Source organism: Nostoc piscinale CENA21 (assembly GCF_001298445.1).
GTDB classification, from domain to species: domain Bacteria; phylum Cyanobacteriota; class Cyanobacteriia; order Cyanobacteriales; family Nostocaceae; genus Nostoc_B; species Nostoc_B piscinale_A.
This window is the reverse complement of record NZ_CP012036.1, coordinates 6,056,763-6,073,841: the sequence shown is the minus strand read 5'-3', so window position 1 is coordinate 6,073,841 and position 17,079 is coordinate 6,056,763. Positions and strand designations below refer to the sequence as shown.

16 protein-coding genes and 2 pseudogenes are annotated in these 17,079 nt (G+C 41.0%); 12 read left to right on the top strand and 6 right to left on the bottom strand.

Annotation, left to right across the window (positions count from 1 at the left end; genetic code table 11):
* Positions 1-283 precede the first annotated feature (283 nt).
* The 4 genes from ACX27_RS25965 (at position 284) to ribD (ending at position 4,400) form a co-directional block, all read left to right on the top strand.
* Positions 284-1,291 (top strand): rod shape-determining protein, encoded by a 1,008-nt coding sequence (locus tag ACX27_RS25965; protein WP_062296677.1) that lies wholly within the window; start codon positions 284-286, stop codon positions 1,289-1,291.
* A gap of 94 nt (positions 1,292-1,385) precedes the next feature.
* Positions 1,386-2,207 carry a rod shape-determining protein MreC gene (gene mreC / locus ACX27_RS25960; protein WP_062296675.1) on the top strand — a complete coding sequence of 274 codons (822 nt, stop codon included), beginning with the start codon at positions 1,386-1,388 and terminating at the stop codon, positions 2,205-2,207.
* Entirely contained in the window at positions 2,204-2,824 is a 621-nt protein-coding gene (gene mreD / locus ACX27_RS25955; RefSeq protein ID WP_062296673.1) for a rod shape-determining protein MreD, read from the top strand. Before mreC ends, mreD begins: the two co-directional genes overlap by 4 nt.
* A 373-nt stretch (positions 2,825-3,197) precedes the next feature.
* Entirely contained in the window at positions 3,198-4,400 is a 1,203-nt protein-coding gene (ribD, locus tag ACX27_RS25950; RefSeq protein ID WP_062296672.1) for a bifunctional diaminohydroxyphosphoribosylaminopyrimidine deaminase/5-amino-6-(5-phosphoribosylamino)uracil reductase RibD, read from the top strand.
* A gap of 59 nt (positions 4,401-4,459) precedes the next feature.
* On the opposite strand, the gene ACX27_RS25945 is transcribed toward ribD, so the two are convergent.
* Positions 4,460-4,675, bottom strand: coding sequence for a hypothetical protein (locus ACX27_RS25945; RefSeq protein ID WP_062296670.1), 216 nt, complete (start codon positions 4,673-4,675; stop codon positions 4,460-4,462).
* 447 nt (positions 4,676-5,122) lie between these two features.
* Positions 5,123-5,509, bottom strand: a complete 387-nt coding sequence (locus ACX27_RS25940) for a 6-pyruvoyl trahydropterin synthase family protein (RefSeq protein WP_062296668.1) — start codon at positions 5,507-5,509, stop codon at positions 5,123-5,125.
* A gap of 381 nt (positions 5,510-5,890) precedes the next feature.
* On the opposite strand from ACX27_RS25940, the gene ACX27_RS25935 reads away from it, so the two are divergent.
* From ACX27_RS25935 to ylqF, 5 genes are all read left to right on the top strand, one after another.
* Positions 5,891-6,622, top strand: a complete 732-nt coding sequence (locus ACX27_RS25935; protein WP_062296666.1) for a Uma2 family endonuclease — start codon at positions 5,891-5,893, stop codon at positions 6,620-6,622.
* Between the two features lie 30 nt (positions 6,623-6,652).
* Complete coding sequence (gene fdhD, locus ACX27_RS25930) at positions 6,653-7,492, top strand: formate dehydrogenase accessory sulfurtransferase FdhD (protein WP_144427532.1); 840 nt, start codon at positions 6,653-6,655, stop codon at positions 7,490-7,492.
* A 72-nt stretch (positions 7,493-7,564) separates the two neighbouring features.
* Positions 7,565-8,500, top strand: a complete 936-nt coding sequence (locus ACX27_RS25925; protein WP_062296664.1) for a glycosyltransferase family A protein — start codon at positions 7,565-7,567, stop codon at positions 8,498-8,500.
* Positions 8,501-8,628: 128 nt separating this feature from the next.
* A complete protein-coding gene (locus tag ACX27_RS25920; RefSeq protein WP_062296662.1) occupies positions 8,629-9,015 on the top strand; it encodes a VOC family protein in 387 nt (128 codons plus the stop codon).
* Between the two features lie 75 nt (positions 9,016-9,090).
* Positions 9,091-9,975, top strand: a complete 885-nt coding sequence (gene ylqF / locus ACX27_RS25915; RefSeq protein ID WP_062296660.1) for a ribosome biogenesis GTPase YlqF — start codon at positions 9,091-9,093, stop codon at positions 9,973-9,975.
* Between the two features lie 42 nt (positions 9,976-10,017).
* Here ylqF and ACX27_RS32590 read toward each other — a convergent pair whose 3' ends face one another.
* Entirely contained in the window at positions 10,018-10,281 is a 264-nt protein-coding gene (locus ACX27_RS32590) for a site-specific integrase (RefSeq protein ID WP_062296658.1), read from the bottom strand.
* Positions 10,282-10,300: 19 nt separating this feature from the next.
* Here ACX27_RS32590 and ACX27_RS32005 point away from each other — a divergent pair, with 19 nt between their 5' ends.
* Positions 10,301-10,570, top strand: coding sequence for a hypothetical protein (locus tag ACX27_RS32005; RefSeq protein WP_158507422.1), 270 nt, complete (start codon positions 10,301-10,303; stop codon positions 10,568-10,570).
* Here ACX27_RS32005 and ACX27_RS25905 read toward each other — a convergent pair.
* Positions 10,567-12,255, bottom strand: coding sequence for an NAD-binding protein (locus ACX27_RS25905; RefSeq protein WP_062296656.1), 1,689 nt, complete (start codon positions 12,253-12,255; stop codon positions 10,567-10,569). The two genes, ACX27_RS32005 and ACX27_RS25905, sit on opposite strands and share 4 nt — an antisense overlap.
* A gap of 182 nt (positions 12,256-12,437) precedes the next feature.
* On the opposite strand from ACX27_RS25905, the gene ACX27_RS25900 reads away from it, so the two are divergent.
* Positions 12,438-12,929, top strand: a complete 492-nt coding sequence (locus ACX27_RS25900; protein ID WP_062296654.1) for a hypothetical protein — start codon at positions 12,438-12,440, stop codon at positions 12,927-12,929.
* A 324-nt stretch (positions 12,930-13,253) separates the two neighbouring features.
* On the opposite strand, the pseudogene ACX27_RS25895 reads toward ACX27_RS25900, so the two are convergent.
* Positions 13,254-14,439 (bottom strand): annotated as a pseudogene (locus tag ACX27_RS25895) (low temperature requirement protein A).
* A gap of 543 nt (positions 14,440-14,982) precedes the next feature.
* Positions 14,983-15,936, bottom strand: coding sequence for a stage II sporulation protein M (locus tag ACX27_RS25890; RefSeq protein WP_062296651.1), 954 nt, complete (start codon positions 15,934-15,936; stop codon positions 14,983-14,985).
* 271 nt (positions 15,937-16,207) lie between these two features.
* On the opposite strand from ACX27_RS25890, the pseudogene ACX27_RS25885 reads away from it, so the two are divergent.
* Positions 16,208-17,064, top strand: a pseudogene (locus ACX27_RS25885) (DUF975 domain-containing protein).
* Positions 17,065-17,079: the final 15 nt, after the last annotated feature.

The following is a 17,079-nucleotide window of genomic DNA, read 5'->3' as shown; positions in this document are numbered from 1 at the left end:
CCTTGCAAGCTATATTAATTTGAGCTATCACTTGGGGAAAACTAATAAAACTGTACGGATATACTGAGTTGGGCAAGGAATATCGAAAACGTGAATGTCACAAATTTAGTCAGTATGGTCAAAGCTAAATCAAAAAAATGACCAACTTTACTAGACTGATGATCAAAAACGTAATAGAATCCAGCACGATTCCATCTAACATTTTTTTATAGTCAAGAAGTATTGCGAATAGGGGGCGTAGAGACGCGTGGGGCTGTTTAGGAACTTTCGCTCATCATGGGATATGGGTATCGACCTCGGTACTGCTAATACCCTTGTTTATGTATCTGGTAAAGGCATTGTACTGCAAGAACCTTCTGTAGTGGCGATCGACCAAAACGAAAAGGTGGCACTGGCAGTAGGAGAAGATGCCAAAAAAATGCTCGGTCGTACACCGGAAAACGTGATTGCCTTGCGTCCCTTGCGTGACGGTGTAATCGCTGATTTCGATACGGCAGAGCTAATGCTCAAAAGTTTTATTCAGCGAGTTAATGAAGGGCGATCGCTAATTCTACCGCGAATTGTGATTGGCATTCCCAGTGGTGTCACTGGGGTAGAAAGACGGGCTGTAATGGATGCCGCAGTTCAAGCTGGGGCGAGAGAAGTTTATTTAATTGATGAGCCAGTTGCCGCCGCAATTGGAGCCGGTCTACCAGTTGCGGAACCGACTGGTAATATGATTATCGATATTGGTGGTGGTACAACGGAAGTTGCTGTATTGAGTCTTCAAGGCACAGTGTTGAGTGAATCAGTACGCATTGCCGGGGATGAACTCACGGAATCCATCGTCCAATATATGAAGAAAGTGCATAACTTAGTAATTGGTGAACGGACGGCGGAAGATATCAAAATTCGTCTGGGTTCAGCTTATCCCACCAGCGAAGATGGTGAAACCATGATGGAAGTCAGAGGCTTACATTTACTTTCTGGCTTACCCCGTACTGTTACCATCAAAAGTCCAGAAATCCGCGAAAGTATGTTGGAACCGTTATCCATCATTGTGGAAGCGGTAAAACGGACATTAGAAAGAACCCCGCCCGAACTAGCATCTGACATCATCGACCGTGGTATTATGCTGGCTGGTGGTGGGGCGCTACTCAAAGGCATTGATACCCTAATCAGTCATGAAACGGGGATTGTGACTCACATCGCGGCTGATCCACTCAGCTGTGTTGTACTGGGAACAGGCCGTGTCTTGGAGAACTTTAAACAGCTGGAAAGGGTATTCAGCGGCCGTTCTAAAAATATGTAGGAAAAAAATATGAGATATTGGGTTCTATTTGGCTTGGATTTGGGTTTCATATAAATAGAATCCGATATCTATCAAAATATAGAAATAGGTATACATGGTTACTGTACGTCGTTGGTGGGGTCGCAAAGGGTTACAGGTTGCTTCGCTGGCTCTTGTACTAGGTGGTGCTTGGATATTACGACAGACTCAAGGGGCAATGCTACTAGAAGTTTATCAAGTAGTGACAAGTCCTCTACAGCTTTTGCAATCTGGGCAAACTCCCGCAGAACGTTTGGAAGAACGCCTCAAAGATGCCCAGTTTATGGAGATGCAAACGCGCATTCAAGAACTGGAAAGCCAAAATCAACAGTTACAAAATTTATTGGGTTATGTCCAACCTGAGCCAGTCGCATCACGTCCAGTACCAGCGCGGGTAGTAGGGCGGAGTGCAGATCATTGGTGGCAACAAGTAACGCTGAATCGTGGCTCAAATTCTGGCATTCAAGAAGGGTATATTGTCAAGGCTGAGGGTGGATTAGTTGGTTTGGTAGATAGTGTCACTCCTAATACTAGCCGTGTGTTGTTGATTAGTGACTTAAAAAGTCAAGTGGGTGTGACTGTTAGCCGCACTTCTGCCAAGGGAGTTTTACGGGGTGATTCTTCCGCAGAAGCTGTGCTGGAATTTTATGAAAAAGTGCCAAATGTCAAAGTAGGAGATTTAGTTTCGACTTCAACTTACAGTCAAAAATTTCCCTCTGGCTTGGCAGTAGGCAAAATCAAATCTTTAGATTTAAAGAAACTGCCAGCATCCGTGGCGAAAGTTGAACTTTTCCCACCAATTAGGTCATTAGATTGGGTAGCTGTGTATCCTAAACCAACAAACCAACCACAGGAAACGCCACAGTCTAAAAAACAAGAACAGGCAAATCAACAATGAAGATACCTTCATTTAATGGTCGTAAATCGAACAAGCCGAAAGCTGCGGAACGAAAATCAAAGTCTAAAGCTTATCGCAAACCCATCGCCCGTTGGCATCCGCGTGTAGTGCAACTGTTAGATTTGTCTGTGACAGTTGGGTCTGTGCTGTTATGCTTGCTGTTACTGCCGACTCGCTTTCCTGGTACAGAATTGTTGGGATTGGGGCCGAATTGGCTGTTAATTTGGGTAGTGGCTTGGAGTATCAAACGCTCTGTTTGGGAAGGAGCGATCGCAGGTATAGTTTTAGGACTACTGCAAGATGCCCTAACTTCACCAGATCCAACTCACGCCGTCACTTTGGGTTTGGTGGGATTACTCACGGGATTAGTGCAGAAGCAGCGATTTATCCAAGAAGACTTTATTTCGATCGCTTTAATTGTCTTTATCATGGCCATTTTGTCGGAGTCAATTTTTGGGTTGCAATTGAGCTTGACTGGCGATCGCAAAGTAGAATACATCTGGGCTTATTACCAAAGAGTTGCTCTAGCATCAGCTATTCTCAGCAGTCTTTGGGCTCCTGTCGTTTACTATCCCCTCAATTTGTGGTGGCAAAAGCGCAAAGCGATCGAACAATAGTTACAGAGGAAATATCTTGAGTGTAAATTTGGGAGTGAGGAATCATAGGCTACGAGCCTAAATCCTCACTCTTTTTGATTTAGGACTTAGGCAGTGATAGGAAAAATTAAGGGTTTAGGCAGGGTGAAGGGGCAAAATTAAGTCAAAAGTCAAAAGTTAAAAGTCAAAGAATTTTTGACTTTTAACTTTTGACTTCCCTGTAAGGGTGTAGGTGTTCAAAACCCTTATACCAATTCTTCACAGACAATCTTTGTGTATAAGTCCTGTTTAAGTAAGCACGCCGACAGCGAACAGTAAATTGGAAATATTAATGTTGAGGTATGAAGATCCAAATTGGTAACGTGCAGAATCTTGAAATTATTGCTCAAAATTTATGGATAATTCCCCAGTTGTTACTCAAGTAGATACATCGCTAAATTACACTCAAGAAGATGGTTTGAGATTGCGATCGCCAGTGGTATTTGATTCTCCAAAGCAGAACAGTATGAGCAGTGAAGCTGACTTTGACTCCCGGATGATGCAGCGATGCTTGGAACTTGCCCGCCGTGCTTTAGGGCGCACTTCGCCTAATCCTTTAGTGGGGGCGGTTGTAGTCAAAGATGGCGAGATTGTGGGTGAAGGGTTTCATCCCCGCGCTGGTGAACCTCACGCTGAAGTTTTTGCTTTGAGAGCAGCAGGTGATCGCGCTCATGGTGCTACAGTTTATGTCAACCTGGAACCTTGCAATCATTATGGGCGCACTCCTCCTTGTTCGGAAGGATTGATTAAGGCTGGTGTGGCTAAGGTAGTGGTTGGTATGGTTGATCCTAACCCTTTGGTGGCTGGGGGCGGGATTGCGCGTTTACGTGCTGCTGGTGTCGAGGTGTTAGTTGGGGTAGAAACTGAGGCTTGTCAGCAGCTAAATGAAGCTTTTGTACATCGCATTCTACATAAAAAACCTTTTGGCATTTTAAAATATGCCATGACTTTAGATGGCAAAATCGCTACGACTGTTGGTCATAGTGCTTGGGTGACAAATCAAGCCGCCCGCAGTGAAGTACATCAACTACGGGCGGCTTGTGATGCCATCATTGTGGGTGGTAATACAGTCCGACAAGACAATCCTTTTTTAACTAGCCATCAAGTCGAGGCGCATAATCCTTTACGAGTAGTGATGAGTCGTCAACTCAACTTGCCAGAAACCGCCCGTTTGTGGGAAACCCAAGAAGCACCGACTTTGGTGTTAACGGAAGTTGGTGCTAACCCTGATTTACAAACAATCTTAGTTAAACTTGGCGTGGAGGTTGTGGAATTACCAACACTGACACCCGCACAAGCAATGATGCACTTATATGAACGGGGTTTTTGCAGTGTCTTGTGGGAGTGTGGCGGTAATTTAGCTGCAAGTGCGATCGCTCAAGGAGCGGTACAAAAAGTTATGGCTTTTATTGCTCCGAAAATTATTGGCGGTAGTCATGCGCCTACACCAGTGGGTGATTTGGGTTTTACTAATATGACCGAAGCATTGCCCTTAGAAAATGTGCGTTGGCGTGTGGTTGGTTCCGATTGCTTAGTGGAAGGTTATTTACCTCAATAGTCAATAATCGATAGTCAATGGTCAATTGTTTTTACTCTGGATTCTTGACCATTGACTTATTAATAATGTCGCTCATAAGCGATATCTCGTATCAAACTTAGCCGGGATTGAATATAGTCACCAAGAGAGTCAATCTCATGGGAATCTAAGAAAACTTGTGTTGTGGTTTGTTTTACCAACCATTGCACCAAGCTAGCATCATCCAGCTGTAGGAGGGTCATGGTTTGGGCAGTTTCAACCACAGACCAAAGCTGACGCAGAATATTGGGAGTCATCAGACCTCATTGAAGATTAGCCTAGCTTTTTTTAGATTACACAATTTCGGCAGTGACTTATGGCATGAATGTACAAGCTGAGACAAGTATTATTAAAAAATTAATAATGTGATTTATAACTTTATGAACTTTCAGAAAGGCGCTATTACATTGATTAGTTCATAAAAGTTTACTAGCACAATCTTGGTATTCTTATAATAATTTGTAAATGCCATCTACCGAAAGAAATATCTTAATTTTTTAGGTTTTAAAATGTATTTAATTAACAAAAATATTTAAGAAACACTAAATAAGTACGAATAAAGTTGTGTGCCAAAAAGCGAGAAAAGAGGGGCTAAAGACTCGAAACGAGAAATTAGCCCCTCTTTTATGCAGAATGATAAAACTTCTTTGATGGGGACTAACTTCGCCCAATGATAAAGATGTGTAACAATCTACTGACTAAAATTATTCTTCATATTCCACCCAACTATTAGGTGTTTCCGAAATATGAACTTTTAATTGTACATTTGGCGGTACTCGCTTCTTTGTTTCATCGTAAATATACTTAGCAATCATTTCCGCCGTAGTCTCATATTCAGGAGGCATAACTTCATTTAAAATGCAGTGGTCAAGACCGCCTTTTGTGACATCTTGTTTTGCCCAACGTAAAGTTCTAAAATCCGCTACCATGACTGGATGAGGACAAAATTGTGAAGAATGCAACTGTGTTGATATAGCTTCGATGCGGACTTGGTAATTATGCCCGTGCATCCGACCACAGGGGCCATCATAATCTTTGATGTAGTGGGCGCTATTAAAAGAAAATTCCGTTACTACTTTCCATTTGGGCATTTTAAGATTACCTCGTAGGCAATTTAGAGATAAATACTTATAGCAGAATTCAGGAATCAGAATAGGCTCTCAGCCTAGCGTTAATCACTCAATTGTGTACTTAACTAACTGGAAATCTGCTGTATCTCTTGTAATTGCATTTGTGAATCAATCAGACTTTTATAGTATTGCTAATACTAGTTTAAAAAAATAATATGGCAGATATCGGGTTAGCTTGGCATTTTAAAGAATTTATCAAAGTTGCAAGTGTGCGATCGCTCTGGTAGTGTTGGCAGTTAAAATGCGATCGCTACTCAGTATTTTCAAGATTCAACCAGATTATGATAGTAATGACATCTGTAATCTATAACCAGTTGACTCAACTCTAGCCCCAAGAAAGTCATGTCAGTTGCCCAAGATTTGCCGCCAGCCACAGATATAATATTTCCACCAGGAGATATCGAAAGTGACGAACCACCATTGGAAAGCGATTTACATCTACGCCAAATTATTTTGTTACTACAGTGTTTAGAATTGTGGTGGCAAAACCGCAATGACTTTTATGCGGCGGGAAATCTGACAATATATTACAGTCAACGTCAACTTAAATCAGAAGAATTTCGTGGCCCTGATTTTTTTGTAGTGCGGGGATGCGAAAGAAGACCTCGCAAAAGTTGGGTAATTTGGCAAGAAGACGGTAAATATCCTAATATTATTGTCGAGTTACTTTCACCTTCTACAAAAGCCACAGATAAAGGCTTAAAAAAACAAATCTACCAAGATACTTTTCGCACACCGGAATATTTTTGGTTTGACCCAAACAATTTAGAATTTGCAGGGTTTCAGTTAGTTTATGCCCAATACCAACCAATAGAACCAAATTCTCAAGGTTGGTTATGGAGTCAGCAGTTAGAATTATATTTAGGTGTGCAAGACAATCAATTGCGCTATTTTACAGCACAAGGTGAGTTATTGCCGACACCAGAAGAATTGGCACAGCAAGAAAAACAACGCGCAGATGAAGAAAAACAGCGTGCAGAACAGGAAAAGCAACGTGCAGAACAAGAAAAGCAACGTGCAGAACGTCTAGCCGCTAAGTTGCGAGAGTTAAATATTGACCCCAATGTTATATAAAATTATTAATAATGTTGAGCGATCACACCCTTGATTGATCCGGCTAAAAGCAAAACTAAAACGCAAGTTTGGGTAGTCGAAAATGGCACAAAACGCCTGCGACAAGACCAACTCACCACAGAAGAACCTTTAGAAATTCGGTTGACATCTCCATCGCGCACAGTAGCTATTACTATGCGAACCCCAGGCGCAGATTTTGAATTAGCGGCGGGGTTTCTGTTTAGTGAAGGTGTAATTAACAGTAAACAAGATATTCACAGGATGAGTTACTGCACAGATGAATCTATAGATGGTGAGCAGCGTTATAACATTATTAATGTGCAGTTACAGCCAGGGTTAAATCCAAATTTACAGCCTTTAGAACGTCACTTTTATATTAATAGTGCCTGTGGAGTTTGTGGTAAAGCGAGTATTGAGGCTTTACGTTTACGGGGTTACGCAAAAATTACTTCTGATTTAGCAGTCAAATCTGAGGTTATTTACAGCTTATCTGATCAGTTGCGATCGCATCAGGGTATTTTCTCAGCAACTGGAGGGTTACACGCAGCAGCAGTATTTGATGCTGAAGGCAAAATTGGGAACTTACAAGAAGATGTTGGTCGTCACAATGCTTTAGATAAGTTGATTGGTAACGCTTTGCTGAGTGGTGATTTACCTTTTAATCGTCATATTGTCATGGTGAGTGGACGTTCTAGTTTTGAGATTTTGCAAAAATCTGTAGTTGCAGGAATTCCACTTGTTTGTTCTGTTTCTGCACCTAGCAGCTTGGCTGTTTCTGTTGCAGAAGAATTTGGTATTACTTTAGTAGGATTTTTACGGGAAAATCGCTTTAATGTTTATACCGGATGGCAGAGAATAATTACAGCGTGATATGCTCTAAAAAATCACACCTCTTACTTGATTTTTACGTAATTCTGCCATCAAAACCTAGGATATTTAAATATGAACACGCTTGGTCAAAAGCCGAAAGTTAGCTTTACTGTAAATGCGTGCATTGTTGATACCCCATTCATCGATAAAATACTTCGGAGTATGATGCGTTCTCTAGATTATCCATTCTCCGAAAAGCTGGTAGCATTAGATCCGGGTAAGCCATCTGGTAAATACCTAGAACGTCAGACAGGAAAAATAGACGAATTAAGAACGAAATTAGTGCAGCTGCAAACTGAAGGAATCATTGATCGAGTAGATGAAATACCTTGGGATGAAGAACTGCAAAAGTCAGTCTTAAAAAAGTATTTTGGGCGTGATGATATAGATGTTAAAGATTTTGATGGAGCGCCAATTTATCAATATCTGTTTGCCTTAGAACAGTGTACTGGTGATTATATTCTGCATGTTGATTCTGATGTATTATTTTACCGAGATGTAACCAGAAAATCTTGGATAGATGAAGGGATTGAAATGTTGCAGGCAAATCCATCAGTTGTAATTGCTACTTGCGAAGGTGGGCCACCACAAGCCAAAAGTTTTCTCGAAAAATTAACTGGTCGTCCAGCAAAATCTAAACCTAAAAAGTTGTGGAATAAAGCAGGTAATGTTTCTACAAGATATTTTCTCTTAGACCGCCAGCGATTAGAAAAGCAAGTTTTACCACTAGTCCAAAAGGATATCAAAGAGCCATTAGAAAATTCAATTACGCATACTTTTAAAGTCAAAGGTTTTGAACGTTGGTCAATGACGGCTGGGACTTGGGCAATTCATCCTGTAGAACATGGTGAAAATTTTATTAAACATTTAGATGATTTAATTTGGGCTGTAGAAAACAATGTTTATCCCTTCAAACGTACTGGTAAGCGATGGAATATGCACACGGATGGCAATGATATCAAACCCTGGCTAAATGCGATTGCTCAAGCTAAGTCTGCAATGTTTTAAATGTTGAACTAAGCAAGCAGAAAATACTGTTGTAGAGATGTTGTATACAATGTCTCTACAGAATTTATAGATTGCAACATCTGATAGAAGTGGGATGAATTAACCACAGTCTGAAAAATATAATAGTCATGGTTTTGCGATATACTGAAGTTCTTGTGGCGATCGCCACAGTTAATTTAGAAGAAGTAGTAAATTTCTATACACAATTGTTAAGTGAAAAACCGAGTAATGTGATTCCCAATGTTTATGCAGAGTTTCAACTAACAAGTTTACGTTTGGGAATTTTTCAACCCCAACAGAGTCATGAGTCAGAATTTACCCACTCAACTAAAAGTAAAATAAGTTTGTGCTTTGAGGTGAGTAATTTAGAAGTTGCGATCGCTCATCTCACCAATTTAGGCTATCCTCCACCCGGCGAAATCTCCATCGCTTCCCACGGACGAGAAATCTATGCTTACGATCCTGAAGGTAATCGCCTAATTCTGCATGAAGCTAAGGAAGTCAATAGTCATTAGTCATTTGTCCTCTGTCATTGGTTTTTATCTCCCTTGTCTCCCTTGTCTTCCCCACTCCCCACTCCCTACAAAAATATGTCTCTCACAAACAACTACAAATTAAACTTGATCCAATGGTATCCGGGTCATATTGCTAAGGCAGAAAAGAATCTCAAAGAACAGCTAAAGCTGGTAGATGTGGTGTTAGAAGTCCGCGATGCGAGGATTCCTTTAGCGACACACCACCCGCAAATCAGTGAATGGGTGGGAAGCAAAACGCGGATTTTGGTATTGAACCGCTTAGATATGATTACGCCCCAAGTGCGATCGCTATGGACAGATTGGTTTAAAAGTCAAGGAGAAGTGCCTTATTTTACCAATGCTCAACATGGTCAAGGTGTGACGGCTGTAGCTAAAGCCGCCCAAGCTGCGGGTGTGGAACTGAATCAACGCAGACGCGATCGCGGTATGTTACCTCGTCCTGTCCGGGCTGTGGTGATTGGTTTTCCTAACGTTGGTAAATCAGCCTTAATTAACCGTCTTTTGGGACGACGTGTAGTGGAAAGTGCGGCGCGTCCAGGTGTCACACGTAACTTACGCTGGGTACGTATATCTGATCAATTAGAATTACTTGATGCTCCTGGTGTGATTCCTTCCCGTTTAGAAAATCAAGCCGCAGCTTTGAAACTGGCAATTTGTGACGATATTGGACAAGCATCTTATGATAATCAACTCGTCGCATCAGCCTTCATAGATTTTCTGAATGAAATTCATATAACAGCAAATCATTTATTACCAGAATCCCCGTTCAAGTTACGCTACGAACTCGACTCGTCTACCTACACAGGAGAATCATACCTAGAAGCTTTGGCAGAACGTCGTTACAACGGTGATGTGGAACGTGCGGCGAGACAAATTTTCACAGATTATCGCAAGGGTTTATTAGGGACAATTCCTCTGGAATTACCACCTAACTTATAAACAGCGATTTCCAGCGTTTTTTTGAGTAGCAGTTGAGTAGCATTAAAAATCTGGGCATTCAGTTTTAGTTACGTTTGGGTGACAGTAGTAAGCCAATACTGTTCTCACGTCATCACCAAGCCAATACGCCACTTTTTCAGGCGATGCCCCTGACGTGATTGCCCAAGTGGCGAAGGTATGTCTAGTGCTGTAAAGCTTTAAGTATGGGACTAAGCCATTTTCGGCTAGTTCTGTAACCACACCTTTGTAAAGATATCCTCTGACTTGATTTCCTCTCCAGATGTTATCCAGCACTTTTAAGGTCATTCGTTGATTTGATTGGTTTTTGAATACTAAATCGTTAGGGTTTGGGGACTGGGGTCTAAGGTTTAATAAGAGCGATCGCATTTCATCTTTCAAGCATCACAATCACAATGTGAGCGATCGCAATTCATATTTTTACCGCCACAATCACAATGTGAGTGATCGCATTTCATCTTTCAAGCATCACAATCATAATGTGAGCGATCGCATTTCATATTTTTACCGCCACAATCACAATGTGAGCGATCGCATTTCTTCAACTCCTACACCTATACACCCTTTATTTTCTTAACTTGTCTGCGATACTCTATCTTCCCGCCATAGTTGATATAAACGATTTGCTGGCATTGTTAAATATAGAATATCTCCCTCGTCTAGTTGTGTTGTGAGTAATTCCCAACCTTGGATACGTTGACTGTTGCTTTCTACATATAACGGTACAAAGTCAGCAGATATGGCAATTTCTTTAACCAATTGACCGCAAAAAGGATGTGATGCTGTAATTAATGTGGCAAAGGCTACCCATAATTTATCGGCGGTGATGCCATTACCGAGAATGCGTCCCCCTAAAGCAGCGGCGGCAAAGGCTGGCGCGGCTAGTTCTGCGGGACTGAGAACGGCTTCAAAATCAAAGACTTGTTGCGCCATCCTAGCAAAATCGGGGTCAGCATAATGGACAATTACAGGAATTTTTGGGGCTAAACCTTTGGTTTTAAGGGCAATTTCTAAGTTAGTTGCATCGTTGTTAGTGACAGCTAATACCGCCGCCGCCGCAGTTACGTTACTGGTTTGTAAAATGGTGCGGAAACTTGCATCACCTTGAATTACTGGAATTCCTAACCGCCGCACCGAGTTGACATATTTATTATTTGAGTCAGTTTCAATCACAATGACTTCATAGCCACTGGTATGAAGTTGCTGGACAATTTTGCTGCCAATACCACTTAAACCGCAGACAATATAATGATGGCGTTGGGGAATTCTGGCTGCGTCCCAAAATTGTTTAAAGCGGCTACCTAACACAAAATCAGTGAGCATCGCATACCAAATACCAATCACCACTGCACCAATCAGCATAATTACAATGGTGAATAATTTGACGCTGTTGGGCGCATTTTCAACAACTTTATCATTACCGCCTGCGCCAGTAATCATCCCCACAGAAAAATACAAGGCATCGACTACAGATAAACTCAATTCTGTAGACATATATGTGAGTGTGGCAATTGCTATAATTGCTATTAACACTAGCGCACCAACGACAATTGATTGTCCATGTTGCTGAAACTGACGCAGACTGGTGCAAACTTTTAAGACTTTTTTAATTAACGATCTGCGGGTAGAACGAATGCGCGGTTGAGTTGCGACAATTATGCGATCGCCTACTTGTAATTCTTTTCCCGATAGCACTGCATCAATTAAATTCATCTCTCCTTGTACGGGTAGGTAATAAATTAATATTCTTGCGGGTTCTTCCCACAAATCACTTAAATTCCGCCCCAACCAAGGATGATTTTCATCAATATATTCTTCTTGAACAGGCCAAGTGTGGTCAAATAATTTAATTTGTCCTATAGCTTGATTTCCTAAAGCCGCAAAGGTAAATAATGGTGCGGCTAATCCCACAACACTCATACTTAAATGTTCTGGGAGGGTTTGATCCAGTCTTTCACCCAAGTTTGTATTATAAAAACGGTTGATAATACGAATGCGCGGATTCAACACTCGCGCTTGCATCATAATTGATAAATTTAAGGTGTCTTCCGAAGCTGTAATTACTAAAGTATGTGCTTGATGAATTCCCGCCGCCATCAAAGTCGCCGCCGCGTGTAAATTACCAATAATAATATCTGATGAACATTCGCCGGGAATTGGTTTGTGATGAATACCAACAACCAATGCTCCCTGCTGTCTCAGCAGACGAAAGATTTTATATCCCGTACGCCCTAAGCCACAAACAATGATTCGAGGTTTCATGAGACAGCAGGTAGTATGAATGCGTAATTTATAATTCGTAATTAACAATATTGTGGCGTTGTTTTTGAGGATGTAACTGTAACTGACAACACGTTAGCAATAAATAAAATTAATTAGGCACTTTTGCTACAGTTTTACAGTCAATTTATAAGAAATAGTGCGCGGAATAAACATTTCAAATTATGAATAAATTTGCCGATTTGACAATTTTAGCTGGGATTTTATGCCCATTATTAGTAGCAGGTTCTTGCGCTTCTACAGCGCAAGCACAACCTTTACAGAGTCCACTGGCTGAACCCAATGTACAATTAAAAGTGCAACGCACAAGTGGAAGTTGTCCGCAGACAGTTGGTTTGTGGTGGTTAACGCTACCCTATGAAGGTGGTGCAGAACATACTGTCATTGCAGATACTAGAGATTTTGCAGATACAACTCAATTAGTCGCATCTAAAAATAAACTGTTTGTGGAGTTTGTTTCACCTTTACGCAGTAATTATGCTAACTGTGTTGGTCAAACCCAAGGACAGGAATATCCTTTTTATAATGTGCAGTTTAAAAATAAAAAAGCATATTTCCGTGTAGATTTGCGAAAACTCAACGCACCAGGACAGCTAATTACTTACAAAACTGTAGCAGCCTTTCGTCCTTACGTGCGTTGGGCGATCGCAGATTAGGAAAAAAGGCTGGAGTGTGAAATATGAAGTATGAAGGCTGAAGTATGAAATTAATTGAGAAACCTATATATACATAGCTTGCAGCAAGCGATTTCAGTCGCGCCTCAAAGATAAAACTTCTGTTTTGAATTAGTCCGCGTGGTGCGCCAAGCGCAGCGCAAGCGCGATAGGCGGACTTTGTTTTTATAGCCGCGAATTCCATTCGTCGGGGCTAGTACAGGTTGGCGTAAATAAACAGACCATAAAAAATTGCTAAAAAGCTTGTGTTATGACTATTTTTACTTTTGCCTTGTTGTACTAGGTGCAAGATATGTATTCCGAAACTTAAATTTCAGGATCAGCCAAGCGAGTTGTCGGACGACTTTGAGACAAATCTTGAATAACTTGGACAGCAGAAACCACAGCTACTAAGGCGATAACAAAAATTGGTAATAAACCTTTGCCAAAAAGTGCGATCGCTATTAGCACAGCCGCACCAATCAAGCGATACAGCGAACGAATCTTACAATATCGAATCACGCCATAGCGGTGCAGAATACCCACAGCTAAAGAGCATAATGCTACTGAACCACAAATCAACCATCTTTGGGCATCTGGCAATGCTAATGTTGGCGGACTTACCAAGATTTTTTCGACACCAACACCAGTAGCCGCAATCCCAATTACTAATGGTAAATGGGTATAAAGCCAGATGTTAACCGTCCCTATTTTTCCTTGAGTGCGTGCAGTTTCAATGGGTGTCCCGCCTAAATTGTCAAAATAAACCCACCACCAACTAAAAGCAATCATCAGCCCAAAAATCGCAGAAATTACTGTCAACACCTGCCATTTTTTGTTGTGAGACACCTTCAACCACCGCAATAATCGCTTCCCCCAACACAATAATTGTGAACAATCCAAAACGTTCTGGTAAATGAGAAGCGTGAGGAAGTAAACCAATTTGATGTTTCCGTGCGGTTATTGGTGTACCAAAATCAATCGCAATTCCCACGCCCCAAAGTGCAAATCGCCAAGGAACAGGAACAAAAGCAGAACTTAACCAAATCAAAGATGCGATCGCAAAACCAATGGCGTAGCGAGTTGTTAACGGACGCGCCGACGGAATATGTATCCCCGCCCGCACATACTCCGCCACCAGCACAGCCCTACCCAGTGCATAAGCCAAAGCAAAACCCGGCGAACTTTCTCCCAAGCCATGATGAATATTCACAGCCATCCCCGCCGCCGTTAACATTTGTACCCCAACCAACAACCGATGAATCACATCATCGCTATCAAAGCGGTTAGCATAGAACGTCGTCCCAATCCATGACCACCAAATTGGGATAAACAAAACCACAAATCCCAGTAACCCCGACAGCGAAATATCTTCCTTGAGATTGTGCGCTACTTGCGACACTGCAACCACAAACACCAAATCATAAAACAGTTCCAGCCAAGTGGCGCGTCTTTCTTCTTCACTATCTTCTTCACCAATACGTAATCTTGGCGGCTGGAGAAAATTTGTCATAAAAGTTACTTGCAAATCGCTAATAGCTTTTTATCATTAGCAGTCCGCAATTGGCTATCTATAAATCTGATATATAGCAGTCTAAGCATAGGTTAGGACATACTAAAAAAAAAATGACCCTAAAAAAAATGCCAGAATATTATAGTTACGATTAAAGAACAAAGGTAATTAATGCGATTGATACTAGGATGAGCAAAACTCAAGCCAGTCGAACCTTTCAAATTAGCCGTAATACAAGAGACACTTGATTAAAAAAGAGAGAAGAAACAGGAAACTATCAGGCGAAAGTAGGATATCAACAAGGATATAATCCCAAAATTCTTGGTTCAGAGCAATTTGAGCAGTTTGTACAAGTAAATGGCAGTAAAATAGCTATTCGTTTAATGTCCTAACCTATACTTCGATTGCTATAATTGCAGAATTTCATCGATTTTAAGGCAAGTAACTTAGAACAATTTTGTCTCAAGAGCAAATAGATTATCTAAAGAAAATTCCTCAAAAAGTCTAACTAGTTCGACTGGAAACGACTAGAGATGAAATTACCTAACTACGCTTGCGATTACAATACAACACCAAAAATACAAATAATCCTAGTCCCACAAGATATTTAATTGGGTCTGGGACATTGGGATTAGGCGAAAAAAAGCCTTCTATTGTACCAGCAATAATTAACATAGGTACAATCCCAAAAACTAATTGTGCCGCTTGGAAACTATAGAACTTTAACGCATCACCACGGCGATATTTACCAGGAAATAAAATTGCTCTAGCTAATAATAAACCTGCACCACCAGCAAAAAATATCGCTGGCAATTCCAAAGCCCCATGAGGAAAAACAAACGCCCAAAAAGGATAAGCTAAATTATTTTGACCGACTAAAGTACCAACAGCACCAATTAATAAACCATTAAATACCATTAAATAAGTTGTGTAGAATCCCGCCGTAATTCCACCTGCAACCGCACCAAACGACACCGAAAGATTATTAATCATAATGCTGCTGGATGCTAACGGTTCAACTCCCACAATCGACCCCATCCATAATTTATGCTCATCTCGTACCTGAGAAATTAAGCGTTGTGGCACTACCAATGACATAAAGGTTGGGTCTTGCCAAGCATACCACCAACCAACCACTCCCCCCAGCAAAAACAAACCTGTAGCCAAAGCAATATAGGGAAATGTCTGCTGTACAACCAATGGTAAACCCCAACGGTAAAATTCCAACGCCGCCCGCCATTCTTGTCGTCGTGAACCTTGGTAAATCTGCGTGTAACCGCGAGTTGTTAAAATTTGCAAACTTTGGATTAAAGTCTGACCAATTTGTTGTGTCTGGGCGCGGGCTAAATCAGCCGCCACTGAACGATATAAACTGGCTAATTCCCTAATTTCCCCAGCGCGTGCAGATTTAAGTCCTTTTTTTTCTACTTGCTTTAATAAAGCATCCAAACGCTGCCAATTTGGTTCTCTGCGGGTAATCCATCTTTGAATATTCATAGAGTCGGGGAGTAAGGAGTAGCTTGGTAGAAGGGAAGGGGGATTGGGAGACAAGGAAGACAAGAGGAAAAACTATAAATTGCGTTTTCATTAAGAAATGATATGAGCAATTAGAATTCATTTTCTAAAATTTGGTCACTAACGCCGCTTAAAACCTCGATTATGTCTACATTTGTTAATTACGAATTACAAATTACGAATTACGAATTGCTCTAACCTACCTTAAGATAGCCACAAATTCACAACTGTACTTTCAAGGAAATTTGGCATCATGTCGGGAAATATTGGTTCTCCAAGTCCTATGCAACCACTCAGCGTGGGAAATGTTGTCAGTGCAGGTATACGGCTATATCGTTCTCATTTGAAGGATTATTTTTTATTGGCGTTGAGGGCTTATGTCTGGGTATTGGTACCTATATATGGTTGGGGAAAATGTTACGCTCTCATCTCGCTGATTTCGCGCTTGGCTTTTGGCGAACTAGTTAATCAGCCAGAAAGTATGTCATCAGGCGAACGCTTTGTCAATTCTAGAATGTGGCAGTTTTTATTGATGATGCTGTTAATGGGTTTTTTAGGCTTAGGTGTAGTGTTGGGAGTGGTTATTGTATTTACGCTGTTTAGTTTTTTGTCAGCAGCCTTAATTAGCGGATCTGGTCAGCAAGGAAATCCTGTCAGTGTGATTTTATTGGTTGCGATCGCACTTATTGCAGGTATTGGAATTTTTCTGGGAGTTTTTTTGGTTTTTAACTCGATTTTTTTTTGGTTGATGTACCTTTAGCCATTGAGGAAAATATTGACGCGACATCATCTATTAGCCGTAGCTGGGAGTTAACTGAAGGTTATGTGTGGCGGATTTTATTAATTTCCTTTATTGCTTTTTTAATTACCATTCCAATTCAAATTCTTGTGCAGATTATTACTAGTATTATTCAGGTTGCTTTTTTGGCAATTACCAGAGACAATTCTGGATTGTTTGTTGTGCTTTATGCTGTCGTAGTTTTGGCTCTAAGTTTTACTAGTAGTGCAGCAATTGTACCATTGTGGCAAACAATTAAAGCTGTGATTTATTACGACCTCCGCAGCCGCCGGGAAGGGTTAGGCTTACAATTACGCGATCGCGAAATCTAAAGTAAAAATATTATT

Coding starts and splice junctions, on each gene's coding strand:
- ACX27_RS25965 (WP_062296677.1), top strand. CDS start 284: ATGGGTATCGACCTCGGTACTGCTAATACCCTTGTTTATGTATCTGGT.
- mreC (WP_062296675.1), top strand. CDS start 1,386: ATGGTTACTGTACGTCGTTGGTGGGGTCGCAAAGGGTTACAGGTTGCT.
- mreD (WP_062296673.1), top strand. CDS start 2,204: ATGAAGATACCTTCATTTAATGGTCGTAAATCGAACAAGCCGAAAGCT.
- ribD (WP_062296672.1), top strand. CDS start 3,198: ATGGATAATTCCCCAGTTGTTACTCAAGTAGATACATCGCTAAATTAC.
- ACX27_RS25945 (WP_062296670.1), bottom strand. CDS start 4,675: ATGACTCCCAATATTCTGCGTCAGCTTTGGTCTGTGGTTGAAACTGCC.
- ACX27_RS25940 (WP_062296668.1), bottom strand. CDS start 5,509: ATGCCCAAATGGAAAGTAGTAACGGAATTTTCTTTTAATAGCGCCCAC.
- ACX27_RS25935 (WP_062296666.1), top strand. CDS start 5,891: ATGTCAGTTGCCCAAGATTTGCCGCCAGCCACAGATATAATATTTCCA.
- ACX27_RS25925 (WP_062296664.1), top strand. CDS start 7,565: ATGAACACGCTTGGTCAAAAGCCGAAAGTTAGCTTTACTGTAAATGCG.
- ACX27_RS25920 (WP_062296662.1), top strand. CDS start 8,629: ATGGTTTTGCGATATACTGAAGTTCTTGTGGCGATCGCCACAGTTAAT.
- ylqF (WP_062296660.1), top strand. CDS start 9,091: ATGTCTCTCACAAACAACTACAAATTAAACTTGATCCAATGGTATCCG.
- ACX27_RS32590 (WP_062296658.1), bottom strand. CDS start 10,281: ATGACCTTAAAAGTGCTGGATAACATCTGGAGAGGAAATCAAGTCAGA.
- ACX27_RS25905 (WP_062296656.1), bottom strand. CDS start 12,255: ATGAAACCTCGAATCATTGTTTGTGGCTTAGGGCGTACGGGATATAAA.
- ACX27_RS25900 (WP_062296654.1), top strand. CDS start 12,438: ATGAATAAATTTGCCGATTTGACAATTTTAGCTGGGATTTTATGCCCA.
- ACX27_RS25890 (WP_062296651.1), bottom strand. CDS start 15,936: ATGAATATTCAAAGATGGATTACCCGCAGAGAACCAAATTGGCAGCGT.